Genomic DNA, 15,476 nt, shown 5'->3' with positions numbered 1-15,476 from the left:
GCCGACCTGCGCAGGAAACCTCGACCCTGGCAAGCTGATCGAGTGACCGACGAATTCGAGCTTGCATGACGCGATCGGTGACCGTTCTGACCAATCCCACGGCCGGCGGTGGTCGAGCAGTCCACGCAGCACGGCGCGCCGTGACGCGTCTGCGCGAGCGTGAACTCGACGTCTCGACCGTCGAGGGCCGAACGGCGGGTGATGCGCTGGAGTTGTTGAAGCGAGCCGTCGGGTGCGGGACGGATGCCGTCGTTGCCGTGGGCGGCGACGGGGTCGTCAATCTCGCGTTACAGGTGATCGCGGGAACCGACACTCCGCTCGGACTGATTCCTGCGGGCACAGGCAACGATTTGGCCCGGACGCTCGGGGTCCCCCTCGACGATCCCACCCGCGCAGCGGATCTCGTGGTCGACGGAGTCGTGACGTCGATAGATCTCGGTAGGGTCGGGACGCGCTGGTTCGGTACGGTCCTGTCGAGCGGCTTCGATTCACTGGTCACCGAGCGCGCCGGCCGCCTGCAGTGGCTTGCCGGCCCGCTGCGGTACAACGCGGCCATGATATTGCAGTTGGCTGCTCTCCGAACACTCTCGTACACAATAGAATTGGATGACGCCGAGCTGCACCTGGATGCCGTTCTCGTCGCCGTCGGAAATGGCAGCAGCTACGGCGGCGGCATGGCCATCTGCCCGACCGCACGAGTGGACGACGGGCTGTTCGCCATCACTGTCGTCCGGGATGTGAGTCGAACGCGATTGCTTGCGCTGTCGCCGACGTTGTATCGGGGTGCCCACGTCGACCTTCCGGAGGTCGAGGTCTACAGCGCCCGGAACGTGACAGTGCACTGCGACGACATGGTGGCGTACGCAGACGGCGAACGCATCGCAGAATTACCCGTCACGATCGAATGCGTGCCGCGTGCGTTGCGAGTGTTCGTCGGAGCGGATTCCCCACTGCGCACGTAACGCGGTCGGCAGTCAGTATTTCAGCGACGAACGGTCGTGACCGGAGGAGATGGCCTTGTACAGCCACACCAGCCCGAAGACGATGGCCCCGGCCACGACCAACCAGAACAAGCCCTTGATGATGCTGCCCAGCAAGGCAAGTGCGATCCAGACGAGAACGATGAATCCGAGAATCTTCCAGAACATGAACGGCTCCTACCGTGTGACGCGCACCGGGTCGTATCGCGTTATGTCGATACTGGCAGCCGATCACGGCGAACACATCGGGGTGAACCCTGATCTTCTCACCGGTGTCGTGACCGGATTTCGTCGAGTTCGGTGAGCGCGTCGGCCCACCCTTGCAGTCGATCGGTGGCAGACAACAATTCTCGGCGATGAGATTCCACCACGTTCTTCGACGTGGACCCGGCCGGTCCGGTCATCCGTGCTGCAGCGGCGACGAGATCCTCGTACTGATCCACTCCGGCAGCGAGATCGCTTGCCGCAGCCTCGATTCCGGGCCGCAGATGCGTGCGTGTCGACGAGCTTGCCGCTCCCGCACGTTCGAGGGCCGCAATATCGACGGCAACACCTTCCAAGCCCCTCACCGCATCCGAGGCAACGCCGATCATCTCTTCGACGTCCTCGGCGGCGATGGTGCCCGATCGCGCCAGAATTCCGAGCAGCTCGAACAGACTCTGCTCCGCGCCTGCCAAACGTGACATCGGCTCGAAGGCGGCAGATCCACGCTGCGGTAACGAACGCCTGCCGGGCAGTCCCACCGGAACCGGTTGACCTCGCAGTCGCCGCAAACGACCGAAGGCGAACACAGCAGGAACGGCCAAGAGCGCGGCAGAACCACCACCGACGAACAGAGTCCATTCCGGAGCCGACAAGGCTGCGATCCCCGCAGTACTCACCGCAGTGGTCGTCGACGCGGCCCCGAACCTGATACTTCGCCGGCGAGCCCGTCGAATCTTCTTCAGGTGCTTGGCACGTGGATCCTTACGACGGCCGGCGGCATCGAGCAGTGAGGTTCCTGCGGCCCGCGCTGTCTCGGCCAGAGACCGGACCACCGCTCCGGATTCGGCAACGGCGGCTGTCACCGTCTCCCTGTCCAGCGAAACGGCCGGCCGCTTACGCGACCGGCCGGGTTCGTGATTCTTGTTGCTCATGCGTCGGAGCTACTGTCTACTCGAACGAACTTCGCGTTCGGTCGATCACGCCTGTGCCGGCGGCTCGGGCGTTGCGTCCGGGGCCTTGGCGATCGACGGCTTGGCGGCGGAATTACCCGTGGGCAGGGAGTCACCGGCCATGGAGGCACGGATCTGCTCGAGCCGGCTGTGACCGGCCATCTGCACAGATGCCTGCTGAACCTCGAGCATGCGTCCGGACACGGAGTTCTGAGCGAGCTCGGCGGAACCGAGCGCGTCTGCGTAACGACGCTCGATCTTGTCGCGTACCGCATCGAGACTCGGGGTGTTTCCCGGTGCCGACAACGTGCTGTCCATCGAGCGCAGCGATTCGCTGACCTTCTCCTGCATCTTCGCCTGCTCGAGCTGGCTGAGCAGTTTGGTGCGCTCGGCGACCTTCGATTGCAGGGCCATCGCGTTCTGCTCGACGGCTTTCTTGGCCTGTGTAGCAGCCTGCAGAGACTGGTCGTGCAGAACCTTGAGGTCCTCGACGCTCTGCTCGGCAGTCACGAGCTGAGCCGCGAACGCCTCGGCCGCGTTGGTGTACTGCGTGGCCTTCTCGACGTCACCTGCAGTGGCGGCCTGATCGGCCAGCGTCACGGCCTGACGAGCGTTGGCGTTGAGCTTCTCGACCTCGTCCAGCTGCCTGCTGAGCTTCATTTCGAGCTGACGCTGATTGCCGATGACGGACGCCGCCTGCTGCGACAGCGCCTGGTGCTGCCGCTGCGCGTCTTCGATCGCCTGCTGAATCTGAACCTTGGGGTCGGCCTTCTCGTCGATCTTGGAATTGAAGAGCGCCATCATGTATTTCCAGGCCTTGACGAAAGGATTAGCCATGGGGTGGTCCTGCCTCCATCTGTTGCGCCGCGGTGGCCGCGTACGGGTCGGCTGCTGTCGCAGTGACCGAAATGAACCTGTCAGTGCAGTGATGTTCGGGTGATTCGGTGGGGCCGGCAGCCGACTTCGGCTACTCGTTCGATCTTAGGCGGCGGCGAGAGCTCTGGCAGCAGGTGCCGGAATCACGACTCGTGTATCTCCGTCGATGCGGGTGGCCACAGCCGATTCCTCGGCACGCACAGCAGCGGTGGATGCATCCGACAGCGTGATACTCACGTCGCTCATCACGTCGGAGAGGGGAACGGCAAGAGCGTCGCAGATCGCTGCGAGCAGTTCGCTCGACGCTTCCTTGCGACCACGCTCCACCTCGGAGAGGTAGCCGAGGCTCACGCGCGCGGTGTTCGAGACTTCACGCAGGGTGCGGCTCTGTGCGACGCGAGTACGCCGCAAACTGTCGCCGAGTGCTTCACGCAATAGCAGCGCCATCTCGCTCCTCCTCGTTGGTGCTGTTGCCGACGACTGTGCCGTCGAGACGACCACGTTCGTATCGTTCGTTCGGAGCCGTCGTAGGGTCAACGTCCCAGCCGGCCCGATTGGTTCCCGACCCTATATGTCCGTCGCCTCCGACACGCGCCGAAGGGGCTCCGACACGGCTGTCAGAACTGTAACTTCCCGCATCGCCTCGTGGACGCCCGTCGAATGCACTCACACCGAGGACACACCCCGTCGCAACCGAATCGCCTGAACCACGTAGTCCAGGCCGGTGTACACGGTCAGTAGAACCGCCAGAGCCATCAGCGCCACCGCCACTGGATCGACTGCGCTGGGCAGCGGACACAGATACACGCCGATCGCGAACGTCTGGACCAGTGTCTTGACCTTGCCGCCACGACCGGCCGGAATGACTCCGTGACGAATGACGGCGAAACGGACCGCAGTGATGCCTATTTCGCGTACCCCGATGATCGCCGTCACCCACCAGGACAGATCGCCCAACATCGACAGTCCGACGAGGGCAGCGCCGATCAGCGCCTTGTCGGCGATGGGGTCGGCCATCTTCCCGAAATCGGTGACGAGTCCGTACTTGCGGGCGAGTTGGCCGTCGATCCGGTCGGTGATGGCCGCTGCGGCGAAGATCGCCGTCGCCGCCAACCGCCACGAGGTGTCGTGACCGTCTCCGACGAACAGTGCCGCAAGAAAGACCGGAACCAGAGCGATGCGCAGCACGGTCAAGACATTGGCGATGTTGAGCAGTGGGACGGCGTCCGATCCGCCCGGAGCAGCGTTGCCGTGCGGCAGCCCCGCACTGCGCGAGGCACCGCCGGACGGAACACCGTGGCCAGGCACTGTCGGGCCGGTCACGAAGCCGCTTCTCGGCCGCGGACCGGGCATTCGTTGCTGTGTCGGCGTTCGGGCAGCACCGACCCGTCGAGACGGGGACACTGCTCGCTGAACGACACACGGAAAGTTTATCGGTTGCATCGGTGACTACTGTTCACCACATGACTTCTGGGCCGAATCGGGCGAGTCGCGACACTGCCGATCCCGAATCCGACGAGTATTCCGACACCGTGGACGGCACGTCCATCGGCGACGCCACCCTGGTCGTGCGTCGAGCCCGAACCTCCGACATTCCCGAGATCAAGCGACTGATCGACATCTACGCGGGCCGAATCCTGCTCGAGAAGAACCTGGTGACGCTGTACGAGGCAGTGCAGGAGTTCTGGATTGCCGAGCGCGCAGGCGAAGTCATCGGATGCGGAGCTCTGCACGTGCTCTGGGCAGACCTGGGTGAGGTACGCACGGTGGCAGTCGACCCCGCAGCCAAGGGGCACGGAGCCGGCCACCTGATCGTCGCCAAACTCATCGAGGTGGCACGCGAGCTCGCGCTGCAGAAGGTGTTCGTGCTGACCTTCGAAGTGGATTTCTTCGCCCGGCACGGCTTCTCCGAAATCGAGGGAACGCCCGTCACTGCCGAGGTGTACGCGGAGATGTGCCGGTCGTACGACACCGGCGTCGCAGAGTTTCTCGACCTGAGCTACGTGAAGCCGAACACGTTGGGTAACACGCGCATGCTGCTTTCGCTCTGACAGAATTCTCCGGACACCCCTCGAATCCGGAAGTGAGCTCCATGCCCCTGATCGCCGTCACCTACACGTACTCCCCCACGACAACCGAGGGCCGCGACACCCATCGCGCCGCACACCGGGCGTGGCTGGCCGACTTGTTGGAGAAGAAGACGCTCGTCTCCAGTGGCCCGTTCGCCGACGACAGCGGCGCTCTGCTGCTCGTGGATGGCCCGGACGCCGCATCCGTGGAATCACTGTTCGCCCAGGATCCCTTCGCCGTCGAGAACCTCATCGAGTCGGCAGACTTCCACGAATGGACGCCGGTGATGGGCGCGTTCACGGCCTGAGTCTGCTCGCCCACCCGTTCTGCGTGAATGGACCATTGAAACCGCCCAGACGGCTGCAATGGTCCATTCACGCAGGTGCAGGGCCCGTCAGAACTCCTCGGACGCCGGCTGCTCGTCCGGGTCCCCGCCCTTGATCGACCACAACAGTCCGTCGAGTTCGTCGGGCTTGACGAGTACTTCGCGGGCTTTCGAGCCCTCGCTCGGACCCACGACGCCGCGGTTCTCCATGAGGTCCATCAGTCGTCCTGCCTTGGCGAATCCGACCCGTAGCTTGCGTTGCAGCATCGACGTGGAACCGAACTGGCTGGTGACGACGAGTTCGACGGCCTGCAGCAGCACGTCGAGGTCGTCACCGATGTCGGGGTCGACGTCCTTCTTGTCCGAGACCTTCGCGGCGGTGACGGTGTCGTTGTACTCGGGCTCGGCCTGATTCTTGGCGAAGTCGACGACGGCCGAGATTTCCTCGTCCGTGATGAACGCACCCTGCAGACGCGTCGGCTTGCCCGCACCCATCGGCAGGAACAGCGCGTCGCCCATGCCGATCAGTTTTTCGGCTCCGGGCTGATCGAGGATGACTCGCGAGTCGGTCAACGACGACGTTGCGAATGCCAGACGTGAGGGCACGTTGGTCTTGATCAGACCGGTGACGACGTCGACGGACGGACGCTGCGTGGCGAGTACCAGGTGGATACCTGCGGCGCGTGCCTTCTGGGTGATGCGCACGATCGCTTCCTCGACGTCGCGAGGAGCGGTCATCATCAGGTCGGCAAGCTCGTCGACGATGGCCAGGATGTAGGGGTACGGCCGGTAGACGCGTTCGCTGCCCAACGGCGCGGTGATCTCGCCGGACCGCACCTTCTTGTTGAAGTCGTCGATGTGCCGGACCTTGTTGATCTGCATGTCCTGGTAGCGCTGCTCCATCTCCTCGACGAGCCAGGCCAGGGCCGCGGCAGCTTTCTTCGGCTGCGTGATGATCGGCGTGATGAGGTGCGGGATGCCCTCGTACGGCGTCAACTCGACCATCTTCGGGTCGATCAGAATCATCCGGACCTCGTCGGGTGTCGCCCGTGCCAGCAGCGACACGAGCATCGAGTTCACGAAGCTCGATTTACCCGAACCGGTGGATCCCGCCACCAGCAGGTGCGGCATCTTCGCCAGGTTGGCGCTGACGAAATCGCCTTCGATGTCCTTGCCGAGGCCGATCACCAGAGGGTGGTGATCCTTGCGGGTCGACGGGGCGGTCAGCACATCGGCGAGGCGGACCATCTCGCGATCCGAGTTCGGCACCTCGATACCGACGGCGGACTTGCCGGGGATCGGGGCGAGCAATCGCACGTTGTCGGTCGCGACCGCGTAGGCGATGTTGCGAGCCAGCGCAGTGATCTTCTCGACCTTGACGCCCGGTCCGAGCTCCACCTCGTAGCGGGTGACCGTCGGTCCGCGGGTGAATCCGGTGACCGCAGCGTCGATCTTGAACTGCTCGAGTACCTCGGAGATGGCCTCGATCATCGCGTCGTTCGCCTGGCTGCGTGTCTTGGGCGGATCGCCGTCGATGAGCAGCGACAACGACGGCAGCGTGTAGTCGCCGTCGACGACGCGATCGACGACGATCTTGTCGTCGTCGGCAGCCGGCTTGGGTTCGGCGGCCTTGACGATCGGCTTGGGCTTCGGCCGCGGGGGCGCGGCAGGCTCGGGCACCGGGACCGGTGCGGCCGCGGCAGGCGTCATGACCTCGGTGGGGGCCTCCGGTGCCGGTGCAGGGGTCTTGCGAGCGCGTGATGGCTTGACGACCGGGATGTACTCCTCGGTCGGGTAGTTGTCGTACGGGTCGGTGGTGCCGTGCACCGGGTATCCGTCGGCGTCGAAGTTCGAGTCGTAGTCGCCGTAGCCCTCGTCGCCGAATTCCGAACCGAAATCGGCCGGGTCGTACTCGTCGTATTCGTCGCCTCGACTGTCGGTACCGAACAGTGCCCGCATCCGGTCCGGTACGTCTCGTACCGTGGTGCCGGTGAGCAGCAGCACGCCGAACAGGCCGGCGAGCAGCAGCAACGGTACGGCGAGCCACACCGTCAGGCCGTCGGCGATGGGTCCTCCCGCAACGTAGCCGACGAAGCCCGCTCCTTCGGACCGGCCGGTGGCGTCGGTCGGTGACCCCGCCGCCATGTGCCACAGCCCGAGAACGGGCAAGCCCAGCAGTATCGAGCCCAGAACCAGGCGTGGTCTGACGTCGGGGCGAGGCTCGGAACGCATCAGCACGACGGCGATCGCGACCCCCAGCACGGGTGCGACATAGCCGGCGTCGCCGATCACGGCACGGATCCCTACCTCGATCCACTCACCGACCGGGCCGCCGGCACTGAACCACACGCTTGCGGCGACGACGACGCTGACGGCGATGAGCCCGAGGGCGATTCCGTCACGTCGGTGACCGTGCTCGATGTCCGCGGCCTTGCTGACGGTGCGTGTGGTGGCACCGACACCTCGTGCCGCCATCGACCATGTGGACGCGATTCCGCGACCGATCGCGTCGAGCGCACCGCGGGACTTCTTCTTCGCGGGGGGCCGCCGCGACGCCGCACCTCTCGCGGGTGCCTTACCGCGGGACGATGCGCTTGCCCGCGTGGTCGCCGGGTTGCGCGGTGCGGTGGGCTTCTTGGGTGTCGTGACGGTTCGAGCCGTGCGGCCGGTACCGGACTTACGAGAGGTACCGGACGCGCGCGAGGAGCCGGATCCGCTGGATCCGGCCCTGGCGGTGGAGGTGCTGGTCTTTCCTGCCATGCCCCCAGGCTAGTCGCAACAGCCCCGTCGAAACCATCCGCAACACCAGTAACAACGACGGATGTGCGTCAGAAACTCAGGTCGAGCGCCTTCACGGCGGCGACATCGTTCGCAGAACCTTCGTACACGACCTCCACCTGGTCCCGACCGAATGCATAGAGAAGCAGTTCGGAGGGCTCCCCCACCACCGTCACACCCGGGCCCGAGCCACCCTTGAAGGTGGCCTGTCGGCCGTCCGGGGTACGGACGTGCACCGGAACCGGTGCCGAGCGGTGCCCTGCTCGTCCGATCAACCGCACCTGGGGCCACAGTCGGGACTCGACCGCGCTGGGCAGAACCCGTCGGGTCCACGTCCCTTCCGCGCGGCGCAGATCCTCGTGATGCACGAACATCTCACCGAGGTTGATCAGCGGATCCAGCAGGGCGAACGGCGACCACATCGGCGGCCCGGTCCGAACGTCCTCGACCACCGACGCGAACGGTCGATTCGCAACGGAACGCTGGACCCGCTCCGTGTATCCGGACAACGGACCGAGAAAGATACCCGGCGACGCATCGAGCCGCCGTTCGCGAACGACGAGGTGCGCGGCCAGATCGGCAGCGGTCCACTCACCGCACAGTGTCGGCGCATCGGGGCCGACGTCGAGAAGGGTTCTGACAAGCTGGGAACGTTCATCCTGGGCAAGGCTCACGTACTTCAGGCTACGGCTACACCGAAGGAGCGGCATCCTGCCGGGAGACCGACTCCTTGGTCTGGGTAACCTCCCAACAGTGCCGGTATCGGAAATTCTCGTCATCCTGCTCGCCGGCCTCGGGGCCGGTGCAATCAACGCCGTCGTCGGTTCGGGCACGTTGATCACGTTCCCCACCCTGGTCGCGTTCGGCTATCCCCCGGTGGTCGCCACGATGTCCAACGCAATCGGACTGGTGGCGGGAAGCGTATCGGGTACCTGGGGGTATCGCCGGGAACTTCGCGGGCAATGGCACCGACTGCGTTGGCAGCTTCCCGCCTCTTTCTTCGGCGCACTCGGTGGCGCATGGCTGCTGTTGCATCTACCCGAAAAAGTATTCGCCTCTGTCGTTCCGGTGTTGCTCATCGGTGCGTTGATTCTCGTTGTCGCACAACCGAAGATCCAGGCCTGGGCCAAACGTCGGTCCGAGGCGGCCGGCAAGGCGGCCGGCCACATCGGCCGCGGCCGCATGGCACTGGTTACCGTCGGCACTCTGCTGGTCGGAATCTACGGCGGCTATTTCACTGCAGCACAAGGAATCCTGCTCATCGGAGTGATGGGCGCGCTGCTCCCCGAATCCATGCAGCGCATGAACGCTGCCAAGAACTTGCTCTCACTCGTCGTCAATATCGTTGCAGCAGTTGCTTTCACGATTTTTCGCTTCGACGACATCAGCTGGCAAGCCGCCGGTCTGATCGCGGTCGGCTCCCTCATCGGCGGAGCGGTGGGAGCACGCTACGGCCGCCGGCTGTCGCCGGCGGCCCTGCGCGGTGCCATCGTCGTCCTCGGCCTCATCGGCCTGTGGCGACTGCTCGTCTGAACTCTAGGACTGCGGTTGCGGCTTGACCGCGATGATCGTCGGAACGATCATCGGCTTACGCCGGTACTTGTCCGCTACCCACCGGCCCACGACGCGGCGGACGGCCTGAGCGATCCGGTGGGTGTCGGACACGCCGTCCGAGGCCAGCCGCTGCAGCTCGGCCTCCACGAGCTGGCCGGCCTCTTTCAGGGCCGCCGGGTCGTCGGAGAATCCGCGACCGGACACCTCGGGTGCCGTCACTGCACGGCCGGTGGCCGAATCGACGGCAACGCTGATCGCGATGAAGCCGCCCTCGCCGAGCACCAGACGATCCGACAGCGTCGAATCTCCGACATCGCCGACCGACAAGCCGTCGACGTAGACGTGACCGACTGGGACCTGCCCGACGATCTCGGCGAGCCCGTCGACCATGTCGACAACGACGCCGTCCTCGGCGAGGACGATCCGGTCCTCGGATACGCCGGTCGCCTTCGCCAGAGCCGCATTGGCCCGGAGGTGACGCCACTCGCCGTGTACCGGCATGGCGTTGGTCGGCCGCACTGCGTTGTAGAGGTACAGCAATTCGCCTGCCGATGCGTGACCCGAGACGTGCACTTTCGCGTTCTGCTGCGTCACGACGGTCGCGCCACGCTTGGCGAGGCCGTTGACCACCGCGAACACGGAGTTCTCGTTGCCCGGGATCAGCGACGACGCCAGCACCACGAGATCGTTGGCCTTGACGTTGATCTGACGGTGCTCGCCGCGAGCCATCCTGGACAGCGCCGACAACGGCTCGCCCTGCGAACCGGTGGAGATGAGCACCAACCGGTCGTCCGGGAGCGTCGCGGCGGTATCGACATTCACCTCGAGGCCGTCGGGCACCCGTAGATAACCGAGATCCTGGGCGATCTGCATGTTGCGCACCATGGAACGACCGACGAATGCCACTCGGCGGTTGTACCGCTCGGCTACGTCGATGACCTGCTGGATGCGGTGCACGTGACTGGCGAACGACGCGACGATGACGCGCTGCTTCGCCTTGCCGATGACGGTGTCGAGCACTCCGCCGATCTCCCGTTCCGGCGTGACGAATCCGGGCACCTCGGCATTGGTGGAGTCGACCAGGAAGAGGTCAACGCCCTCGTCACCGAGCCGTGAGAAACCGGCCAGGTCGGTCAGACGACCGTCGAGCGGCAGCTGATCGAGCTTGATGTCTCCGGTGTGCAGCACCAGTCCCGCGTCGGTTCTGATGGCGATCGCGAGGGCGTCGGGAATGGAGTGGTTGACGGCGAAGTACTCGCAGTCGAACGGCCCGTGCTGTGTGTGTTGACCCTCGATCACCTCGACGAGATTCGGCCGCAGCCGGTGCTCACGACACTTGGCCGCGACCAGCGCGAGGGTGAACTTCGATCCGACGACGGGCAGGTCGGGACGCAGTCGAAGCAAGAACGGGACTGCGCCGATGTGGTCCTCGTGACCGTGCGTCAGTACCACCGCCTCGACATCGGCCATGCGGTTCTCGATGTGCCTGAAGTCGGGCAGGATCAGGTCGACGCCCGGCTGCTGGTCCTCGGGGAACAGGACGCCACAGTCGATGATCAGCATCTTGCCCTGATGCTCGAAGACAGTCATGTTGCGACCGATTTCGCCGATTCCGCCGAGCGCGACCACGCGTAGGCCCTTGAACGGAGCCTTCGGCGGTGTGCCGAGACGCTCGGTAGGGTCGAACTCACGACGCTTGTCGGGACGCTGCGTCCGAGCGGAATTCTGCACCATCGGCTTGCCCTGGCGGGCACCCGAAGGTTGGCCCTGCTTGGCAGCGGGACGCTCGGACGGCGGTCCGGCGTTTCGGGTTGCGCGTCCGCGCGATCGGTTAGGTCGTGTCATACAAGAACTCCTGCCGCCCGCAGCTCGGCTGCGAGCAATTCGATGTGATCGATGCTCGGTGGCACCTGGGGAAGTCGTGGTTCGCCGACATCGAGTCCGATGAGGCGCAGGCCTGCCTTCGATGCGCTGACGCCGCCGAGGCGTGCCACCGAACGGATGACCGGGATGAGGCTGACGTTGATCGCTTGGGCGCGGGCGATGTCGCCCATCATGAATGCGGTGTGGAGTTCGCGCAGACGGGCCGGAACGAGGTGCCCGATGACGCTGACGAACCCGGTGGCGCCGACCGAGAGCCAGGGCAGGTTCAGCGGGTCGTCGCCGGAGTAGAACTGCAGACCGGTCGACGCGATCAGCTCGGCACCGGCGTTGAGATCGCCCTTCGCATCCTTGACGGCAAGAATGCGGGGGTGCTCGGCGAGCCGACGCAGCGTTTCGGTCTCGATGGGGACGACCGATCGAGGCGGGATGTCGTAGAGCATCACTGGCAGATCGGTGGCGTTGGCGACCGCAGTGAAGTGGGCGTAGAGGCCCGCCTGCGGTGGCCTGGAGTAGTACGGGGTGACCACGAGCAGGCCGTGCGCACCGGCGCGAGCGGCATCACGGGCCAGTTCGACGCTGTGTGCGGTGTCGTTGCTCCCGGCCCCGGCGATGATTCGAGCCCGATGTCCGACAGCCGCGATCACGGCGCGCAACAGCTCGAGCTTCTCGTTCTCGGTGGTGGTGGGCGACTCACCCGTCGTCCCGGCCAGCACCAGCCCGTCGTTTCCCTGTTCGACGAGATGATGCGCGAGCCGAACGCCTGCGTCGATATCCAACTTCCCGTCGGCAGTGAACGGGGTCACCATTGCGGTGAGCACCGTACCGAACACAGGCGCAACGGAAGGAGCGGCGTCACCGTAGGTCATGGCAGCAGATTACCCGGTGCTTTACCCACTCCTACGCAGCGGGACTCCCCGCTGACACCGGTGGTCCGCGCCGGTCCGTTCGAGCCTCGAACGCGATTCCTAGACCTCGGTGACGAAGGGGCTGCGCGCGACTTCCGTCCCGTCCGGCTGGGTCGTGATCTCGAAGTCGCCGAACACGTCGGGCGCCACGTCCACGAGCTTACGCAGACATTCGACGGCGACGCGGCGGATTTCGACGTCCGCGTGCTCCGAGGCCCGCATCGACACGAAATGCCGCCAGGCGCGATAGTTACCACTCACCACCACGCGTGTCTCGGTCGCGTTCGGCAGAACCGATCTCGCGGCCTGCCGCGCCTGCTTGCCCCGCAAGGCAGCATTGGTGACCGACTCCAGTTTGCCGTCGAGGGCAGCGAGCAACTTGCTGTACGCGGCCCGACTCGCCTCCGTCGCCGATGCGAACAGGGCCTCGAGCTCGGGATCGCCCTCCACGGCCGGCGGAAGCACCACGTTGGCATCGTGTTCGGGTACGAAGCGCTGCGACAACTGCGAGTACGAGAAATGTCGATGCCGAATCAACTCGTGTGTGCACGACCGGGAGATACCGGTGATGTAGAAGCTCACGCTCGCGTGCTCGAGCACCGACAGGTGTCCGACGTCGAGCAGATGACGCAGATACGACGCATTGGTCGCAGTGCGAGGGTTCGGTTTAGACCAACTCTGGTAACACGCTCTGCCTGCGAATTCCACCAACGCCTGCCCACCGTCCGCGTCGGTCTCCCACGGGATGTCGGCGGGTGGGACGAACTCGGTTCGGGCCACCAACTGCACGTTCAGCGCGACTGTTCGAGGCGCAGCTCGACCTCTGATTTCTGACGACACCGCCCAACCCTAAACGGCGACGACCGCACCCTGCCGCGCACGACGCCACCGCTGACGCCGTCGTGACGTCGACCTGACATCACCCGACGCCTTGACTGACGCCTTCTGTGACGTCACACTGGCGTCATGGAACTGAGCCAGTACACCGACACGCTGCGCACCGATTTGATGGCCGCGGCGGCGTTGGGCGATGAACACACCCGGCAGACAGCCGAGGCCCTCGGCAAGACCGCGGAAGCGTCGGCGCGGTTGATGCTGCTGACCGCCCTGTCGGACTTCGCGGCCGAGGTGTCGAACGAACTGGGCGATCGAACCGTGGTCGTCCGCCTGGACGGTGGACAGGCACACGCAGACGTTCGACGGAACGATTCGACATCGGACCACGACGGCGAGCCCAAAGAGCCTGTTGCCGAGGAGTATCCGACCATGGACGACGTCTCGGGCGAGGTACGACGCGTCACGCTCCGACTCGTCGAGCAGATCAAGGAACGAGCCGAGGACGCAGCGAACAACAGCGGGGTGTCCCTGAACTCGTGGCTCTCCCAAGCAGTTCAGGGCGCGCTACGAGATCAGATGCGCAAGGACCGCGGTTGGAACAACTGAGGGCTCTCTCCCCTGTTTCTTCACGCGCCTCTACTTCTTCTCTCTCCACTGTCGCTCGAACGGCAGCCGCCAGGCATGCGGCGCGATGAGTTGATGAATTGCGTTGGGGCCCCACGACCCCGGTGAGTACAGGCGCACCGGCGGTGGATCGGCCAGCAACGGCTCCGATACCTGCCACAGTCGTTCGATACCCTCTGCCGTCGTGAACAGCGTGTGGTCGCCGTACATGGCGTCGAGGATCAACCGCTCGTAGGCCTCGAGCACGTCGCCGGCGCGTTCGGTTTCGTGTGTGGCGAACTGCATGCTCAGTTTGTCCAGCCGCATCCCGGGCCCGGGCCGCTTGCCGTAGAACGACAGCGACACCTTGGATGCGTCCGCCAGGTCGAAGGTGAGGTGGTCGGGACCTTGCGCTCCGACGCCCGAACCGGCAGGGAACATGCTCTTCGGTGGCTCTCGGAACGCTATCGAAATGATGCGTTGGCCTTCGGCGAGACGTTTCCCGCTACGGAGGTAGAACGGCACACCGGCCCAGCGCCAGTTGTCTATTTCGCATTTCAGCGCAACGAACGTGTCGGTGTCGGAATCGGGGGCGACACCTTCCTCCGAGCGGTAGCCCGTATATTGTCCGCGCACAACATTTTTCGGGTCCAGCGGGACCATCGATCGAAACACCTTGTTCTTCTCTTCACCGATCGCACGCGGTTCGAGTGCCGTCGGCGGTTCCATCGCCATGAACGCGAGCACCTGGAACAGGTGAGTGACGACCATGTCCTTGTACGCACCGGTGGACTCGTAGAACCCGGCCCGACCGTCGAGGGCGAGCTCCTCCGGGATGTCGATCTGAACGTGATCGATGAAGTTGCGGTTCCAGATCGGCTCGAACAGCCCGTTGGCGAAACGGAACGCCAGGATGTTCTGCGCCGGTTCCTTGCCGAGGAAGTGATCGATTCGATAGATCTGTTCTTCGTCGAAGGTCTCGTGCAGGCGAGCGTTCAGGTCGATTGCGCTCTGCAGATCGGTTCCGAACGGCTTCTCCATGATGATGCGCGATCGCTTGACCAGGTCTGCGGAGGCGAGCGTATCCACCACGGCCAGTGCAGCTCTCGGCGGAACCGACAGGTAGTGCAACCGCCTGGCGTTGCCTCCGAGTTCGATCTCGGCCTCGGCTACCGCGGCACCCAGCGCCGCCGGCCCGGCTTTCTGCGAGACGTACGTCAGCCGCGACGCGAACTGCCGCCACTGTTCGTCGCCGACTTTACGGCTGGAGTACGCATTGATCGATTCGCGAGCAAGGGCTCGAAATTCGTCGGTGGACATCTCCTCGAGCGAGGTACCCACCACGCGGATGTTCGGTGCCAGCTCGGACAACGCCAAATGCATCATCCCGGATAGCAATTTCCGTTTGGCCAGATCTCCGGTCGCCCCGAACAGGACGACGACCTGGGGTGGAAGTTCGGTGTCGATGCCTGTCGGAAAAGTGGTCATGCTCGAAAATACTGGCATCGAT

Annotated in this window: 16 protein-coding genes; 5 read left to right on the top strand and 11 right to left on the bottom strand. The window is 64.8% G+C overall.

All coding sequences use genetic code 11. The features are described 5' to 3' along the window. Positions 1–65 precede the first annotated feature (65 nt). Positions 66–962, top strand: coding sequence for a diacylglycerol kinase (locus CH266_RS12095; protein ID WP_027496830.1), 897 nt, complete (start codon positions 66–68; stop codon positions 960–962). A 12-nt stretch (positions 963–974) separates the two neighbouring features. Here CH266_RS12095 and CH266_RS25385 read toward each other — a convergent pair whose 3' ends face one another. The 5 genes from CH266_RS25385 to pgsA all read right to left on the bottom strand — a co-directional run bounded on the left by CH266_RS25385 (position 975) and on the right by pgsA (position 4,270). Beyond that, entirely contained in the window at positions 975–1,148 is a 174-nt protein-coding gene (locus CH266_RS25385) for a hypothetical protein (protein ID WP_027496829.1), read from the bottom strand. 98 nt (positions 1,149–1,246) lie between these two features. After that, complete coding sequence (gene pspM, locus CH266_RS12090; RefSeq protein WP_230591973.1) at positions 1,247–2,116, bottom strand: phage shock envelope stress response protein PspM; 870 nt, start codon at positions 2,114–2,116, stop codon at positions 1,247–1,249. A gap of 45 nt (positions 2,117–2,161) precedes the next feature. Continuing rightward, positions 2,162–2,971 (bottom strand): PspA/IM30 family protein, encoded by an 810-nt coding sequence (locus CH266_RS12085; RefSeq protein ID WP_027496827.1) that lies wholly within the window; start codon positions 2,969–2,971, stop codon positions 2,162–2,164. A 144-nt stretch (positions 2,972–3,115) separates the two neighbouring features. Beyond that, positions 3,116–3,457 carry a helix-turn-helix domain-containing protein gene (locus CH266_RS12080; protein ID WP_027496826.1) on the bottom strand — a complete coding sequence of 114 codons (342 nt, stop codon included), beginning with the start codon at positions 3,455–3,457 and terminating at the stop codon, positions 3,116–3,118. A 219-nt stretch (positions 3,458–3,676) separates the two neighbouring features. Further along, positions 3,677–4,270, bottom strand: coding sequence for a CDP-diacylglycerol--glycerol-3-phosphate 3-phosphatidyltransferase (gene pgsA, locus CH266_RS12075; protein WP_027496825.1), 594 nt, complete (start codon positions 4,268–4,270; stop codon positions 3,677–3,679). A gap of 203 nt (positions 4,271–4,473) precedes the next feature. On the opposite strand from pgsA, the gene CH266_RS12070 reads away from it, so the two are divergent. Beyond that, complete coding sequence (locus CH266_RS12070; RefSeq protein ID WP_228139205.1) at positions 4,474–5,061, top strand: amino-acid N-acetyltransferase; 588 nt, start codon at positions 4,474–4,476, stop codon at positions 5,059–5,061. A gap of 41 nt (positions 5,062–5,102) precedes the next feature. Next, the gene (locus CH266_RS12065) at positions 5,103–5,387 is read left to right on the top strand and encodes a YciI family protein (protein ID WP_027496823.1); all 285 of its coding nucleotides are present in this window, start codon (positions 5,103–5,105) and stop codon (positions 5,385–5,387) included. An 87-nt stretch (positions 5,388–5,474) separates the two neighbouring features. Here CH266_RS12065 and CH266_RS12060 read toward each other — a convergent pair whose 3' ends face one another. Together CH266_RS12060 and CH266_RS12055 are read right to left on the bottom strand one after the other, a co-directional pair. Next, positions 5,475–8,165 carry an FtsK/SpoIIIE family DNA translocase gene (locus CH266_RS12060; protein WP_176457076.1) on the bottom strand — a complete coding sequence of 897 codons (2,691 nt, stop codon included), beginning with the start codon at positions 8,163–8,165 and terminating at the stop codon, positions 5,475–5,477. Positions 8,166–8,233: 68 nt separating this feature from the next. Further along, positions 8,234–8,857 (bottom strand): TIGR03085 family metal-binding protein, encoded by a 624-nt coding sequence (locus tag CH266_RS12055; RefSeq protein ID WP_094715348.1) that lies wholly within the window; start codon positions 8,855–8,857, stop codon positions 8,234–8,236. A gap of 79 nt (positions 8,858–8,936) precedes the next feature. On the opposite strand from CH266_RS12055, the gene CH266_RS12050 reads away from it, so the two are divergent. Next, positions 8,937–9,716: a sulfite exporter TauE/SafE family protein gene (locus tag CH266_RS12050; protein ID WP_094622471.1), complete on the top strand. Its 780-nt coding sequence runs from the start codon at positions 8,937–8,939 to the stop codon at positions 9,714–9,716. A gap of 3 nt (positions 9,717–9,719) precedes the next feature. Here CH266_RS12050 and CH266_RS12045 read toward each other — a convergent pair whose 3' ends face one another. The 3 genes from CH266_RS12045 to thyX form a co-directional block, all read right to left on the bottom strand. Next, complete coding sequence (locus CH266_RS12045) at positions 9,720–11,471, bottom strand: ribonuclease J (RefSeq protein ID WP_032366466.1); 1,752 nt, start codon at positions 11,469–11,471, stop codon at positions 9,720–9,722. 107 nt (positions 11,472–11,578) lie between these two features. Then, positions 11,579–12,487 (bottom strand): 4-hydroxy-tetrahydrodipicolinate synthase, encoded by a 909-nt coding sequence (dapA, locus tag CH266_RS12040; RefSeq protein WP_027496818.1) that lies wholly within the window; start codon positions 12,485–12,487, stop codon positions 11,579–11,581. Between the two features lie 99 nt (positions 12,488–12,586). Beyond that, on the bottom strand, positions 12,587–13,366 hold the full coding sequence (gene thyX, locus CH266_RS12035) for an FAD-dependent thymidylate synthase (RefSeq protein WP_255175892.1): 780 nt from the start codon (positions 13,364–13,366) through the stop codon (positions 12,587–12,589). A 126-nt stretch (positions 13,367–13,492) separates the two neighbouring features. Between thyX and CH266_RS12030 the strand changes: the two genes are divergently transcribed. Then, entirely contained in the window at positions 13,493–13,969 is a 477-nt protein-coding gene (locus CH266_RS12030) for a hypothetical protein (protein WP_032387275.1), read from the top strand. Positions 13,970–13,999: 30 nt separating this feature from the next. On the opposite strand, the gene zwf is transcribed toward CH266_RS12030, so the two are convergent. Then, complete coding sequence (zwf, locus tag CH266_RS12025) at positions 14,000–15,454, bottom strand: glucose-6-phosphate dehydrogenase (protein WP_027496815.1); 1,455 nt, start codon at positions 15,452–15,454, stop codon at positions 14,000–14,002. Positions 15,455–15,476: the final 22 nt, after the last annotated feature.

This window comes from Rhodococcus sp. 06-1474-1B (genome assembly GCF_002258885.1).
GTDB classification, from domain to species: Bacteria; Actinomycetota; Actinomycetes; order Mycobacteriales; family Mycobacteriaceae; genus Rhodococcoides; species Rhodococcoides fascians.
Note: the sequence above shows the minus strand (reverse complement) of the source record. Positions and strands in the feature narration are given on the sequence as shown.

Excerpts from the sequence above, each read along its gene's own strand:
- CH266_RS12095 (WP_027496830.1), top strand. The coding sequence starts at position 66 with ATGACGCGATCGGTGACCGTTCTGACCAATCCCACGGCCGGCGGTGGT.
- CH266_RS25385 (WP_027496829.1), bottom strand. The coding sequence starts at position 1,148 with ATGTTCTGGAAGATTCTCGGATTCATCGTTCTCGTCTGGATCGCACTT.
- pspM (WP_230591973.1), bottom strand. The coding sequence starts at position 2,116 with ATGAGCAACAAGAATCACGAACCCGGCCGGTCGCGTAAGCGGCCGGCC.
- CH266_RS12085 (WP_027496827.1), bottom strand. The coding sequence starts at position 2,971 with ATGGCTAATCCTTTCGTCAAGGCCTGGAAATACATGATGGCGCTCTTC.
- CH266_RS12080 (WP_027496826.1), bottom strand. The coding sequence starts at position 3,457 with ATGGCGCTGCTATTGCGTGAAGCACTCGGCGACAGTTTGCGGCGTACT.
- CH266_RS12070 (WP_228139205.1), top strand. The coding sequence starts at position 4,474 with ATGACTTCTGGGCCGAATCGGGCGAGTCGCGACACTGCCGATCCCGAA.
- CH266_RS12065 (WP_027496823.1), top strand. The coding sequence starts at position 5,103 with ATGCCCCTGATCGCCGTCACCTACACGTACTCCCCCACGACAACCGAG.
- CH266_RS12060 (WP_176457076.1), bottom strand. The coding sequence starts at position 8,165 with ATGGCAGGAAAGACCAGCACCTCCACCGCCAGGGCCGGATCCAGCGGA.
- CH266_RS12045 (WP_032366466.1), bottom strand. The coding sequence starts at position 11,471 with ATGGTGCAGAATTCCGCTCGGACGCAGCGTCCCGACAAGCGTCGTGAG.
- dapA (WP_027496818.1), bottom strand. The coding sequence starts at position 12,487 with ATGACCTACGGTGACGCCGCTCCTTCCGTTGCGCCTGTGTTCGGTACG.
- CH266_RS12030 (WP_032387275.1), top strand. The coding sequence starts at position 13,493 with ATGGAACTGAGCCAGTACACCGACACGCTGCGCACCGATTTGATGGCC.
- zwf (WP_027496815.1), bottom strand. The coding sequence starts at position 15,454 with ATGACCACTTTTCCGACAGGCATCGACACCGAACTTCCACCCCAGGTC.